Annotated in this window: 11 protein-coding genes; 6 read left to right on the top strand and 5 right to left on the bottom strand. The window is 32.2% G+C overall.

The window, feature by feature from the left end:
* The 5 genes from pstC to OZP08_RS05500 form a co-directional block, all read right to left on the bottom strand.
* Positions 1 to 1,248, bottom strand: coding sequence for a phosphate ABC transporter permease subunit PstC (gene pstC / locus OZP08_RS05520; RefSeq protein WP_281323181.1), 1,248 nt, complete (start codon positions 1,246 to 1,248; stop codon positions 1 to 3).
* Positions 1,249 to 1,492: 244 nt separating this feature from the next.
* Positions 1,493 to 2,326 carry a PstS family phosphate ABC transporter substrate-binding protein gene (locus OZP08_RS05515; protein WP_268848672.1) on the bottom strand — a complete coding sequence of 278 codons (834 nt, stop codon included), beginning with the start codon at positions 2,324 to 2,326 and terminating at the stop codon, positions 1,493 to 1,495.
* A gap of 262 nt (positions 2,327 to 2,588) precedes the next feature.
* Entirely contained in the window at positions 2,589 to 3,932 is a 1,344-nt protein-coding gene (locus tag OZP08_RS05510) for a porin (RefSeq protein ID WP_268848671.1), read from the bottom strand.
* A gap of 194 nt (positions 3,933 to 4,126) precedes the next feature.
* Complete coding sequence (locus tag OZP08_RS05505; RefSeq protein ID WP_281323180.1) at positions 4,127 to 5,224, bottom strand: sensor histidine kinase; 1,098 nt, start codon at positions 5,222 to 5,224, stop codon at positions 4,127 to 4,129.
* Positions 5,225 to 5,294: 70 nt separating this feature from the next.
* On the bottom strand, positions 5,295 to 5,978 hold the full coding sequence (locus OZP08_RS05500) for a response regulator transcription factor (protein WP_281323179.1): 684 nt from the start codon (positions 5,976 to 5,978) through the stop codon (positions 5,295 to 5,297).
* Positions 5,979 to 6,214: 236 nt separating this feature from the next.
* Here OZP08_RS05500 and OZP08_RS05495 point away from each other — a divergent pair, with 236 nt between their 5' ends.
* From OZP08_RS05495 to OZP08_RS05470, 6 genes are all read left to right on the top strand, one after another.
* Positions 6,215 to 9,019, top strand: coding sequence for a TonB-dependent receptor (locus tag OZP08_RS05495; RefSeq protein WP_281323178.1), 2,805 nt, complete (start codon positions 6,215 to 6,217; stop codon positions 9,017 to 9,019).
* A gap of 189 nt (positions 9,020 to 9,208) precedes the next feature.
* Positions 9,209 to 9,511: a hypothetical protein gene (locus OZP08_RS05490; RefSeq protein ID WP_281323177.1), complete on the top strand. Its 303-nt coding sequence runs from the start codon at positions 9,209 to 9,211 to the stop codon at positions 9,509 to 9,511.
* Between the two features lie 51 nt (positions 9,512 to 9,562).
* Positions 9,563 to 10,738 carry a DUF8696 domain-containing protein gene (locus OZP08_RS05485; RefSeq protein ID WP_281323176.1) on the top strand — a complete coding sequence of 392 codons (1,176 nt, stop codon included), beginning with the start codon at positions 9,563 to 9,565 and terminating at the stop codon, positions 10,736 to 10,738.
* A gap of 193 nt (positions 10,739 to 10,931) precedes the next feature.
* Positions 10,932 to 12,362: a hypothetical protein gene (locus OZP08_RS05480; protein ID WP_268848664.1), complete on the top strand. Its 1,431-nt coding sequence runs from the start codon at positions 10,932 to 10,934 to the stop codon at positions 12,360 to 12,362.
* Between the two features lie 104 nt (positions 12,363 to 12,466).
* Positions 12,467 to 12,805: a T9SS type A sorting domain-containing protein gene (locus OZP08_RS05475; RefSeq protein WP_281323175.1), complete on the top strand. Its 339-nt coding sequence runs from the start codon at positions 12,467 to 12,469 to the stop codon at positions 12,803 to 12,805.
* Positions 12,806 to 12,933: 128 nt separating this feature from the next.
* Positions 12,934 to 13,914 carry a LuxE/PaaK family acyltransferase gene (locus OZP08_RS05470; protein WP_281323174.1) on the top strand — a complete coding sequence of 327 codons (981 nt, stop codon included), beginning with the start codon at positions 12,934 to 12,936 and terminating at the stop codon, positions 13,912 to 13,914.
* Positions 13,915 to 13,920: the final 6 nt, after the last annotated feature.

Genomic DNA, 13,920 nt, shown 5'->3' with positions numbered 1-13,920 from the left:
TTATTTACCTTGGAATTTTTTCAACAATTTGCCTTTTACATAAAATTCTGCAACAGCATTTAAGGCAAATGAGAATATGAAAAGTAAAGACCCAATAAAAAACAAAACACTATAATGAGTATCTCCAAAAACGGTTTCTGCCATTTCAGAACCAATGGTTGCTGCAAATGTTCTCACACTTTCAAAAGGATTGGCAGACACTAAGGCTGCATTTCCAGTTGCCATTAGCGCAATCATCGTTTCTCCAAAAACCCTTCCTACTCCTAACAACAAAGCTGCAAAAATACCAGGTGTCGCTGCAGGCAAAACCACAAAAAATGCAGTTTGCCATTTACTGGCTCCCAATGCTAAACTTGCTTCGGTATAGGTTTTAGGAATAGCTGCCAAAGCATCTTCAGAAATCGTATAAATGATAGGAATAGCTGCCAAGGCCATAGCTACACCTCCAATAAAAGCATTCAATCTAGAATCGTAACCAAATACATTTTGAAAAAATGTGGCCAATACCATCAGAGCAAAAAAACCAATAACTACAGATGGGAAAGCAGCTAACATTTCAATAATTGGTTTAATGATTTCTTTCACCCTCTTTGAGGCAAAACACGAAGTATATAATGCTGCAAGAACCGCTAATGGTCCTGCAATAAGCATTGCAATGATAGTCACTTTTAAAGTACCTATTAACAACGCTAACATTCCAAATCTTGGATTCTCGGAAACGGGTACCCATTCTGTTGTTAGAAAAGTATCCCACGTTTTATCACTACCTTCTTTGTTTTCTGAAACAGCATTCATCGTCTCATCTTCTGGCGATGCTACCGTTAAGTCTTCCTTTGGAGTATCTCCGTAACTTTCTGGCTTTAAATCCTCTTGAGAAACAGGTTCAGAACCATACGTCTCTGGTTTCAGATCCTCTTTCGGTTCCGTACCGTAAGACTCCGGTTTTAATTCCTCCTTTGTTTCAGCACCATAAGATTCTGGTTTTAAATCCTCAGCAACTTCGGTACCATAAGCTTCCGGCTTACCTGTAGCTTCAGCTTTAATTTCTGTTTTTTCCTTAGCTCCATTTCCTGAATTAAATATGGGTAAAGACTCTTTAAAAACAAAAATGAAAATTAAAAAAATAATAGCTATTGATAAAAAGGCAATCGACGATATAATTTTTTCGGCAAGAAATTCGGAAAGCCTGAATTGTTTTTTTAAACTTTCTTTAGTAAAAACTTGTTTTATGGGTAATTGGGGGTTCATGTGTTGATTTTATTGTTTTTTATTAGTCACATGTAATTTGCATGAGGTTATTAGCACTTTCAACCTATTTTACATTCATGCCCATTTCATCCTATTTATCTAAGAATTCATATGAAGCTAATATCTCTTTTAAAGGGATATAGTATCGCCATTTTTTTAAATCTGTGCTTTGCAATTTTGGCGATTTCATTTAGAAAAAAACATAAAAACATCCCTCATTAAAAAATGAGGGATACTTTACTTATTATTTTAAAGGATAGTACCCTACTTCTTCTATTAAACCTTGACCTGCAGGACTCAAAATCCAATCGATAAACTCTTTAGTCTCACCTGTTGGTCTTGATTTTAAATACATGTACAAGTATCTTGTGATAGGATATGTTTTGTTTTTGATAGTAGCTGCAGTTGGTAAAATTGCTGGACTTTTATCGTCTTTCTTTACACCACAATCTTTTACACCTTCTGCATAAGCTGCTCCACCGTAACCTATTGAATTTTTATCTTTTTTAACAGCATTTACAATTGCAGCTGTTCCAGGCAATGTTTGACAAGTTGGAGCAAAATCTGTTTTAACCACATTGTCTTTAAAGAAACCAAATGTTCCAGAACTACTTTCTCTACCATATAATTTAATAGGAGCATCAGCACCACCAACTTCTTTCCAGTTTGTTATTTTCCCAGCAAAAATTTGTCCAATTTGTTTCAATGTAAGTGCAGTTACTGGATTAGCTTTATTTAAATATACTGACAAACCATCTTTAGCACAAGGAATTTCAACTCCTAAAGAACCGTATCTTGCTTTTAATTTTTCTACTTCAGAAGGTTTGATAGGACGACTTGAATTTGCAATATCTGTAGATCCATTAATTAATGCTGCTAAACCTACTCCAGATCCTCCACCTGTAACTTGTATTGATGTTCCTGGATTTTTTTTCATGTATACTTCGGCCCATTTTTGAGACAAAATAACCATAGTATCCGACCCTTTTACGGTAACTTTATTTATTGTAGTGAATGAAAATCCAATAGTCATTACCACTACTAAAAGAGTTGCTATTTTAAATTTTGTTGTATTCATTTTTAAGTGTCTTTTAATTTTTGACAAAAGTAAAACCGCTACGTTAAGTCTATGTTAAGCAAGTATTATTCAATCTTTACCATTTAGCCATTTTTACAATAATTTTACAATAAATAAAAAGTAGCATAACCAGAAAGCTATTAACATCGCTGAATACCAGTAACATAAGAATATTTACAGAAACAATAAGAGACTATTTCACGAGTGATAATAGTCTCTTATATGTAAATAAAATACTTCTGGATTTTAAAATAAAATCATTTTAGAAACTAACTTGAAATCTCAAGGTTGTTGTATTATTTTTTACATCACTATTATAAATTCCACCAACTGTTGAACTCGTCTCGTTTATTGGCATTGAATATCCTAAAGCGATTTTTGTGTAATTATTAAAGAAATAGTCAAAAGCAAATGACCAAGTATGTACTCTCAAATCCGGAGCTACAGTTACTGCATCACCTGATAATCTTGCGTTTGGATCCCATGAGTCATAACGAACCGCTGCTTGATATTTAGATCCAAAGTTTTTCTCTAATGTTACATAGTATCCTATAAATTCTCTTTCTCCACTAAAATTAAAAGAAGGATTATTATTAATGATTGCAGCACCAGAAGTACCAGAGATAACCCCTTTGTTAAATTGAGATTTTAAAGCAAAACCACCTAAAACATCATAGTATAGCTGAAGCTCAGCTCCAATCCAATGTTTATCTAACTTATCTCCAACTGCTGCTGTAAATGGATTGTTATTAATATCACTATAAGTACCAGCTGCAAAAACAGTATTTTTTCCAAAATAACCATTCCCTCCAAAGTCGATTCCTAAACCTGCATTTGGAAACTTCAATGAATAAGTTGCTCTTACCACTATATCTTTATCACTATCTACATCCGAAACTTGATTAGCAATTGGTCCTTCTCCGAAGTTTCCATTAAATGCCGCAAAATCAATTTTCAAAGGAATTTCATATTTATTTACAAAATCAACAACAAACTTTGCTCCCAAATCTCTTTCTTGAGGATATAAAATTGTTGTCATTCTACTTCTTTCCAATATTATTCTGTCTCTTGAAGAAAATTCTACCTCATAATCAGGTCTATTGAATTGCCCTACCCATAATTGAAAAGTGTTTAACCAAGGGTCATTCAACTGAACATAAGCATCTTTCAAAGTCACCGCGCTAAAAGAAAAATTAGGTTGCAAAACGAATGCTACCCCTTCAATAGGCTTATAAGTAAATTTTACCCTTGCTCTTCTTATCACAAATGAATTGGTAACATCGGTAGGATTCGTAGTTAACGGTACATTCGTTTCTGCAGTTCCTGGTTTCAATTGAAGCGGACCTGTAGCAGTTGGCACATCTTGATAATTATACATCTCGTACTGCACTTGCATGTAACCAGAAATTTTCAACTTAGACATTCTATCAACTTCTTCTTGTAAAGGAGATAGTTGTTCATTCAATGCATCAAATTTTAATTGATGCATATTTATTGCTTGTTGTAATGAATCAATGCTAATTGGCTTAATTGAATCATTAGTAACTTCTTGAGCACTTGCAACGCCAAAGCACAACACCGCCATTGCAACTATAACTTTTTTCATTTTCTTTTAATATGAATGTTAATTTTGCTGCAAAGGTGACACTGCAATGTTAAGTTAAGGTTAACTCAATGTTATATAGGTGATAATTTAATGTTAACAGGTTTTTTCTTTAAATTAAATAAAAGCTATTTTATGCTCCAAACCCGCCAAAACATTAACTTCCAGAATTTTAAATTGTATTTTAGAATATAAATTTATGACTTATTTTTATTTTTCTTGAGCCCTAATTGATCCGTAATAAATGTCTTTTCAAGGGTAAAAGAAAACTCCGAACCTATGCCAAATTCACTTTCAACATAAATTTTTTCTTTATGGGCTTCAATAATATGTTTCACTATTGCAAGTCCTAATCCTGAACCTCCTTCGGTGCGAGAACCGCTTTTATCAACTCTATAAAATCGTTCAAAAAGACGTGGTATATTTTGGACTTCTATTCCTTCTCCATTATCCGTAACCCGAACCAATACTTTTTTATTGGTCAAATTCACTATAGAAACTTCGGTCAAACCACCTTCTTTTCCGTATTTTATAGAATTTACAATCAAATTTTCAACTACTTGTTGAATTTTATCTTTATCTCCATTTACAAAAATGGGCTGAATGTTATCATTTTCGAATGCCAATGTGATGTTCTTTTTATCGGCTTTCATCTCTAATAAATCAAATACATTCTGAATCAGTTTTACGATATCAAATTTTGTAAACTCTAGGTTCAAATCCCCTGATTCTAATTTGGTTATCATATCCAAATCTTCGACAATGTAAATCAATCGTTCTACTCCTTTTTCGGCACGTTTCAAGTATTTCTTTCTAATGGATTTATCGTCCATAGCACCATCAATAAGAGTAGACAAATAACCTTGTACTGTAAACAAAGGGGTTTTAAGCTCATGGGATACATTCCCTAAAAACTCTCTTCTATACTCCTCACGAACCTGCAACATTTCTATTTCTAACTTTTTATCGGTAGCAAATTTCTTTACTTCCCTAGTCAAAGTTTCCATATCGGTTGTTATGGGTTTGTTTATAAAAGTACTTGACTCTAAGAGCGAAACATCATCATAGATTTTCTTAACTCTTCTGTATATAAAGCGTTCTACCCTATACTGTAAAACAAAAAACGAAAACAAATAAACAAAGAACACACTGATAAATCCAAACAATAGAACACTACCAAAAGTAGATTTGAACAGTAATGCTGAAAGAATCATGCTAAAACCGGACACAAATAAACTGATAAACAAAGCCGATTTTATAGCAAACTTGTAACTTTTCTTGAAATTAATTTTCATTATATAATGGGAATGCAAATATTATGGTTACTAAAAAGATATTTAAAAAATCTTTAAAGTTACCATTTATTTAAACTTCAAATTTATAACCTACCCCTTTTATGGTTTTAAAAAGATCATCTCCAATTTTTTCACGAAGTTTTCGGATATGAACATCAATAGTTCTTCCTCCAACAACTACGTCATTTCCCCAGACTTTATCTAGGATTTCTTCTCTTTTAAACACTTTTCCAGGCTTAGAAGCTAATAAATAAAAAAGTTCAAATTCTTTTCTCGGCAGAGCAATCTCTATACTGTTCTTGACGATTTTATATTCCTCACGATTGATTTCTATTCCACCCACATTAAGGGTTTCACTACTTTGTTCTTGTTCTTTCAACCTTCTTAACAAAGCTTTTACTTTGCTTACCAGTAATTTCGGCTTAATAGGTTTGGTAATATAATCATCCGCACCGGCATCAAAACCTGCAACTTGTGAATAGTCCTCACTTCTGGCAGTCAAAAAAGTAATAATTACATTATTTAGCTCTGGAATTTTTCTAATATTCTCGCAAGCTTCCATTCCATCCATCTCTGGCATCATCACATCCATTATGATAAGATCCGGTAATTCTTTTTTTGCTTTTTCAATAGCTTCTTTACCATTAGTAGCTGTTACAATCTGATACCCTTCATGCGCTAAATTATAGCCTACAATTTCTAAAATATCTGGTTCATCATCAACCAGAAGAATCTTGGTGTTTCTTTTCTTCATAAAATAGCAAAAATTAAGTTTTTCCATCGCACTTCATCTTATTTGATGTACAATGACTTTTTATTGCAATGTAAAAGTAGTAATAAACTGCAAGTATCAATAACAAAAAAGCGGACTTAACTTTAATTTAATCTGTTAACGATTTCATAATAATTATGACATTCATTCATAACCCGGTGTTAACACAAAGACTAGAATCCCGCCATTTATTTGCAGAAAATTAAATACTAAACAAAATGAAATTAAAATTTCTATTCTTTACACTATTTATTTGTGCTATTGGTTTCTCACAAGGCAAAGGAACAATATCTGGTGTTTTATTAGACAAAGATTCCAACAATCAAGCCTTACCTTTTGCAAATGTGCTTATCAAAGGTACTAAAATAGGTGTTAATACAGATATTGATGGAAAATATATGATTACGATTGCTCCTGGAAGTTATACTATTCAATTTAGCTTTCTTGGTTATGACCCTATAGAAGTTCCAGTAACTGTTGTTGCAAATGAAACTGTTACTCTAAACAACTCATTGGGATCTGGAAGTTACAAATTAAAAGATGTAGTTATCAAATCAAACGTAACAAGAGAAAAAGAAACTGCATTACTTTTAGAACAAAAAAATGCTGTTGTTATTAAACAAAGTATTGGTGCGCAAGAGATGTCAAGAAAAGGAGTTAGTGATGTTGAGGAAGGCTTAACCAAAATAACAGGAATTACAAAAGTAGAATCACGTGGTTTATTTGTGAGAGGACTGGAAGATCGTTATAATAATTTACTGCTTAATGACTTAGCGGTACCTTCAAACAATCCATTTAAAAAAATTATCCCATTAGATATTTTTCCAACCGACATTGTAAGTGTTTTAGAAACCTACAAAACTTTCAACACTAATTTATACGGAGATTTTGCTGGAGGAACTTTTAATATAGTAACAGCAAACTCTGGAAAAAGTCAAACTAAAATTAATTTTGGAGCTGGTTATACTATAAACAATAACCTAAAAAAATTCCTTATTTCGCAAGATGCAACCTCTACATCTGATTTTTTTGGATTCTCTGGCAATGAAAGAGATTTACCATCTGTATTAACAGAAACCCCAAGTAATCAAACATTAACCGCAGATCAAGCGGCAAACGGTTTTGGATCAGGTTTTGACGTTAAAAGCGATATTTCTCCTTTAAACACAAATTTTGGAATCCTTCATTCAGAAAAATTTAATCTAGGCAAAAACCAAAACATATTTCAATACTTGATTTCATTTAACTATGAAAATAAATTTCAAATTAGAAGTGGTGCCGACAGATTTTTCAATACAGCACAAGGAAACTATGACAATGATTTAGTTACAACGCAATACAAATTTATAACGAACTCTTCTGTATTGGCTGCTTTAACTTATAAAACAAAAAGGCTTTCAGTTACATCAAATACCATCTATCTAAAATCGAATCAAAATTTAATACAAGATCAGCTAGGTTATACGAATTCTAATACAACACAAACAAATGGTTTTATTAGAATGAATGAATTACAAGAATCAATTTTTTTAAACACACAGTTATTTGGCAATTACAAACTGACTGAGAATGAAAGACACAATATAAAATCTGGTATTTCATACTCTACAACACAGTATGAACTTCCAGACAGAAAATCTTTCAAGGGTGTTAAGATTGATGACAACACAACTTCGATATCCTATTCCGGTAATAGTATAGCTAGACAATATCTTGATTTTGATGGCGAGCAACATATCTCAGGATTACTTGAATACAGCTGGAAATTTGGCAATGAAGACTTAAGTAAATCAAACAAGCTTACTGCAGGATATAGCGGATATGTGAATAAAATTGGATCTGAATTCAGATTTTTAGTATCACAAAGACTAGACTCAAACTCTGCTACTTTCCCTACAAACTCTCCTGATGAATATTTTAAAAGTGAGATTTTAAAAAATAATTTCACCTATACCGAAGGAACAAACTCAACATACAAAGCAATGTTAGAAGAGTTCATTAATGCTGGATACTTAGATCTAGCCTTCAAATTTGGCGAAAAAATAGAATTAAATGCAGGCGCAAGAGTAGAACAGACTAATAGAGATACAAAATATAAAACATCAGGAAGTTTTACAGATCCTTTTATAACAAAAAAAGATGACAAAACAGATTTTTTACCTTCTTTCAATACAAGATATATTTTAAATGAAAAATCAAACTTACGATTTGCAGCCTCAAAAACAATTACAAGGCCTGTAATAATGGAGTCTTATCCTCTAGAATTTGTAAATCCTGACGGTACTATAGAACAAGGTAATCCTTCATTAATTAACAGTGACAATTACAACTTTGATTTAAAATACGAGTTTTTCCCAACAAATAAGGAATTAATTTCTGCTACAATTTTTAATAAAATAATAGATAATCCTATTGAAAGATTATTTACAAATTCAGCTGGAAGTGGTGGACAAATTATAACATACGGCAATTCTAAACAAGCTCTACTTTATGGTGCCGAATTAGAATTCTTATTCCAATTTGAAAGAATTTCAAATTCTTTATCTAATTTCTCTTTGGGTGCTAATGCATCATTAATGGATACAAAAGTAACTATTGAAACTTCTAAAAATGGTATTAACAGTCCAGAAACTATTGCAAAAGATGATAATCCATCAAGAAAACTGCAAGGAGCATCACCTTGGATATTAAACGCTGATATTAAATATGATTCTGAATTTAGCAAAAAATGGAAAAGCTCAATGACTTTGGTATACAATATCTATAGCAAACGAATCTATGCAGTGGGAACAAATGGATTAGATAATTATTATGAAATGCCGTTTGGTAAACTTGATTTTATTTGGCAAAATAAAATTTCAGATAAATTTGATGTTAAATTTTCTGCAGATAACCTATTAAACCCAAGCTACAAAATAGAATTAGGTGAAAACAACAGAATTCCAATTACTGAAAGCGATTTAACAATTAAAGAATATAAAAAAGGCATAGGTTTTTCTATGAACATATCTTATACTTTTTAGAAGAACAGACAATTAATCATTCGCTAAAGCCCTGTAAACACAGGGCTTTTTTAATAAATAAAAATCAAATAATCTTTGCTCTACATTATATGTTGATTTTAGTAACTTTTTTGTAATCATTAAGTAACCTATAATCTAAACTCCCAGAGTACTTTTAGTATATCAAAATCAAAAAATAACATATAAATTATGAAAAATATAAAATTAATTTTTTTGCTTTTTTTTACAGAAATGGCTTTTTCGCAAAATACACTAAGTTATAGCCCCCTTTCTAATACAATAAACCTTAATTCAGGAGTAGAAGGAACGGTCGATGTTTTAGTTAACTGCTATGGTAGCAGTAGTAATCCTATATTTCTTAACGCTACCTTGTCATGTGGCAACAATGATGGAATTCAATCACAGAGTTATACAAATGGAAACATATTGACACCAGGACAAAATACAACGATAAGATTTAAGTTCAAAAAAACTGTAACAACAGACACTTAAATTACTTACAAATTTTCTACAAACGGAAGTTGTTTTCAAAATGAATCTGAAATGATTAAAATTACTGTGAATTATAAAGCTGGATCAACTACATCTCCTCCAGTAACACCTCCTGAATTAATCTATATAGGATCTTGGCCAACTACCACCATAACAATAACAGAAGGCGACACCGCCCCTCCATTGATAAGTTCGGGAGCAGGCAATTATACATTTCAATGGTACAAAACTATAGATGGTGTTTTCACACCTATCCCTGGTGCAACAAGTTTTTATTATTACCCAGGAACTCCTCTTGTTACAACAACATATTTTAGAAAAAACATATTAGGATCAAACATAGGTAATAGTAACGAAATTACGATAACAGTAATTAAAGCTCCTCCTATTTTAAATAATACAATTGCCTTTAATCTGACACAACTAAATGGAGTATTGATTGAAGGTAGCTTACCAACAGGAGGAGGGGGCGCCAATTCATATATATACACTTGGTATATAATTGATGAAGATGGAGACTCGAGTGAATTACCTGACACATCATTCTCCTATATCCTCCATTCTCCTGAATTCGATAGATATTTTAATTCATCTAAAAATTTTGAAATAATAAGAAACATTCAGTCAGCAGGCAAATATTCAAGGAGTAACGCACTTGAGATACCGCATATTTCTGACATACAAAACAACATTATATCGATTAATAATAAGCAAGTAACTGGAGGAATACCTACTGGAGGAATAGGGATTTATAAATATTCTTGGTCAATATATTATACAGGAGATGCTATAGATTTTGACGAAACTACCAAAGACCTAGATTTAACTCCTTATCAAGAACTAATTAATAGAATATCACAAATAGATAACTCAGCGAGATTAATCAGAAAAGTATCATCCGGAAAAACATCAATAAGTAATGGTCTAAGCATTAATGGTATTACATCTAGATCTTTGCAGCAAGAAAACACATTAACATCTACTGTTTATCCAAATCCTTCATCAGGCTCTGTAAATTTCACAACAAATTTTTCTAGCAATAAAGAAATGGAAATAATTATTTATTCTGAAAAATCGAAAAAAACGCAAACAGTTTTTAAAGGAATTACTACTCCAAATCAAATCGTGAAATGGGATATCCCATCAAATTATCCAAAAGGAATATACTACTATAAAATTGTATCAGACAACAAACAGGTTAAATCTGGAAAAATTTTATATCAATAAAAAACTACACAATCCTTTAAGTGTTTAAAAAAATAAAGTCCCATGTATGGGACTTTATTTTTTTAAACACTCTTAATATTAGCTTTACATTATCTACTGATTTTAATAACTTTTTTGTAATTATAAGATAACATTTACTCCGAATTCACAAAGTACTTTTGGCATATCAAATTATGAAAATAACACAAAAACTATGAGAACAAAAATTTTAGCTTTAGCAATGTCTTTAGGCTTATTTATTACATCATGTAGTAACAGTGATGATCCAATCACAGTAGCACCATTAACTGGTACAGAAAGTGTCATTGTAGGATCAACTACTACATTTTCTAGTACAACTACAGGAGGAACTTATACAAGTGCTGCACCTGCTGTAGCAACAATTGATGCAAAAACTGGGGTAATTACAGGGGTAACTATAGGTTCATCTGTAATAACATATACAGTTCCTGGAGCAGCTGCACCAGTAACAAAAACAGTAACTGTAACTGCAGTTCCTGCAGCAACAGGAGAAATAACTGGAACCTTTACAGAAAACAAAACGTATCCTTATGGTAATTATACATTAAAAGGAATGGTTAAAGTTAACAGTGGAGTAACTCTTACTATTGCAGCTGGTTCTACAATTACTTGTGACAAAACTACTGGACAAAATGGTCTTATAATATTAAATGGAGGAAAATTAATTGCTAATGGTACTGCTAGTGCTCCTATAGTTTTTACTGAAAAATCTAAAGTAGGAGGTTCTTGGGCTGGTATTATTATGTATGGAGATGCTCCAATTGTAAATTCAGCTAGTGCTCCTGCTCCACAAACAGCAATCTCAGAGGATGGTTTAGGATTATCATATGGTGGTTCAAACGCAGCACACAATGGAGGTTCATTAACATATGTAAGAGTTGAATATGCTGGACAAGTAATCACAACTAACAGCAAAGAAAATAATGGATTCTCTTTCTACTCTGTTGGTTCTGGAACTGTGTTAGATCATTTAGTATCCTACAAAGGTAATGATGATGGTTTTGAATTTTATGGAGGAACAGTAAGTTTGAAAAACTCAATCTCTTATGGTAATTCTGATGACGCTTTTGACTGGCAAGATGGATGGAGAGGTCAAGAGAACACAAACTGGTTTGCTTACCAAGTAGGTGTTGCAAACTACGGACTAGAAGTAGAATCTAAAAGTGTTGACAATAATTTCTGGCCAAAAGTTACTAACATCACTCTAAAAAGAGCTGCAGGTACAACTACAGAAGCACAGAGTGAAATTCAATTGGATGCAATTCAATTCAAAAAAGAAGGAAATGGAGATTACAGTAACATCGTAATTGATGGTTATGGTAGCCAAACTACTCCTACAGCATTTAATGGCGGTGTGATTCAAATATTAGACAAAGTTACATATGATCACCAAGTTGCAGGAGGAAAAATCAAATTAAACAATGTAAAAATCACTAACTCACCTATTACCTTTATTTCAGGAGTTAATACTTTTACAGTGACTGCAGCAAGTTTTGTTCCAGCATCAAACTGGACAACAAGCACTACCGCTACAGGAGCAGATTTAACTACTGGTGCTTGGTGTACAGTTGACGGTGTAGATTTGCTTAAAAATCTAAAATAATAATTACAATTTTCAATACTAAAAATACCTCTCAAAAAATGAGAGGTATTTTTTTATTTTTATTATATTTTTTTCCTTATATTTACTGTCAAATTTCGAAGCTAATGACCAAAAACTACTTTTATATTACTCTTTTATTGGCTTTTTTCTTTACTATTAGTGCAACAGCGCAAGATAATAAGCAACAGCCAAGACTACAAGAAAACGCTTCGATTGAAGGGTTGAGCTTGTACCCAAACCCTGTAACTACTGGTAAAGTATACATTACTTCAAAAAATGACTTAGAAAAAGAAATCATTATTTTTGACGTTTTAGGAAAAAAAGTATTACAAACTAAAATTGACTCTAAAGAGCTCAATGTTTCTAACTTGCTTCCTGGTGTTTATATTATAAAAATCATCGAAGAAGATGCAACTAGCAGTAGAAAATTAATAGTAAGGTAATTCCTCTCAAATAAATCAAAAAAGTTCCAAAATATTTTGGAACTTTTTTTTTGCCGTTCCCTTCCCAGAAGCTTTAAGTTAATACTCAAAAGCATCAAAATAATAATATCTTTGTAAAAAAAAGAAACTTGATTACAGCCAACGACATATTTACCATTTCCAGCCAAAAACAATTTGAAAAAATAGCACTAAAAGTGTTCCGCTTTCAGTATGAAAACAATTTAGTCTACCAGGAATTTTGTAAATTATTAAAAACAAATCCACAAAAGGTAAAATCGCTACATCAAATTCCTTTTTTACCCATTCAGTTTTTCAAAAGTCATAATGTTGTTTCAAACCAGAACCTGATTCAAACTACTTTTACCAGTAGCGGAACAACTGGAGCCATAACTAGTAAACATTTGGTTACCGACGTTTCAATCTATGAAGAAAGCTATCGTAAAGGGTTTTCGCAATTTTACGGAAACATTGAAGATTACGTTGTTTTGGCTTTACTTCCTTCCTATCTAGAAAGAGAAGGCTCTTCCTTAATCTATATGGTTGAAGATTTAATACAATTAACCAACAACAGTGATAGTGGTTTTTACCTCAACAATCACGATGAATTAATCCAAAAGCTTATCGATTTAGACCAAGCGGGACAAAATGTAATCTTGATTGGAGTTACCTATGCCTTATTGGATTTAATCGAAAAAAGAACATTCCAATTGCAGCACACCATCATTATGGAAACTGGTGGTATGAAAGGTAAACGCAAAGAAATGATTCGGGAAGAATTACACAAACAGTTATGCGAAGGTTTTGGAGTTAAAGCCATACATTCTGAATATGGCATGACCGAATTACTTTCTCAAGCCTATTCCTTGGGTGAGGGCGTGTTTGAATGCCCCTCTTGGATGCAAATTCACATTCGCGATACCGAAGACGCTCTAACTTATATACAGGATGGTAAAACCGGCGGAATCAACGTAATTGACCTAGCCAACATCAACTCTTGCTCATTTATTGCTACACAGGATTTGGGTAAAAAAAATCCCAATACTACTTTCGAAGTATTGGGACGTTTTGATAATTCTGATATTCGAGGTTGTAATTTGATGGTAGTCTAAAAAAAG

Source organism: Flavobacterium aestivum, from assembly GCF_026870175.2.
In the GTDB taxonomy this organism is placed as follows: Bacteria; Bacteroidota; Bacteroidia; order Flavobacteriales; family Flavobacteriaceae; genus Flavobacterium; species Flavobacterium aestivum.
The sequence above is the reverse complement of the archived record's forward strand: the minus strand, read 5'-3'. Positions and strand labels throughout refer to the sequence as shown.

Coding starts and splice junctions, on each gene's coding strand:
- OZP08_RS05490 (WP_281323177.1), top strand. CDS start 9,209: ATGAAAAATATAAAATTAATTTTTTTGCTTTTTTTTACAGAAATGGCT.
- OZP08_RS05480 (WP_268848664.1), top strand. CDS start 10,932: ATGAGAACAAAAATTTTAGCTTTAGCAATGTCTTTAGGCTTATTTATT.
- OZP08_RS05495 (WP_281323178.1), top strand. CDS start 6,215: ATGAAATTAAAATTTCTATTCTTTACACTATTTATTTGTGCTATTGGT.
- OZP08_RS05510 (WP_268848671.1), bottom strand. CDS start 3,932: ATGAAAAAAGTTATAGTTGCAATGGCGGTGTTGTGCTTTGGCGTTGCA.
- OZP08_RS05515 (WP_268848672.1), bottom strand. CDS start 2,326: ATGAATACAACAAAATTTAAAATAGCAACTCTTTTAGTAGTGGTAATG.
- OZP08_RS05500 (WP_281323179.1), bottom strand. CDS start 5,978: ATGAAGAAAAGAAACACCAAGATTCTTCTGGTTGATGATGAACCAGAT.
- OZP08_RS05485 (WP_281323176.1), top strand. CDS start 9,563: ATGATTAAAATTACTGTGAATTATAAAGCTGGATCAACTACATCTCCT.
- OZP08_RS05505 (WP_281323180.1), bottom strand. CDS start 5,224: ATGAAAATTAATTTCAAGAAAAGTTACAAGTTTGCTATAAAATCGGCT.
- OZP08_RS05475 (WP_281323175.1), top strand. CDS start 12,467: ATGACCAAAAACTACTTTTATATTACTCTTTTATTGGCTTTTTTCTTT.
- pstC (WP_281323181.1), bottom strand. CDS start 1,248: ATGAACCCCCAATTACCCATAAAACAAGTTTTTACTAAAGAAAGTTTA.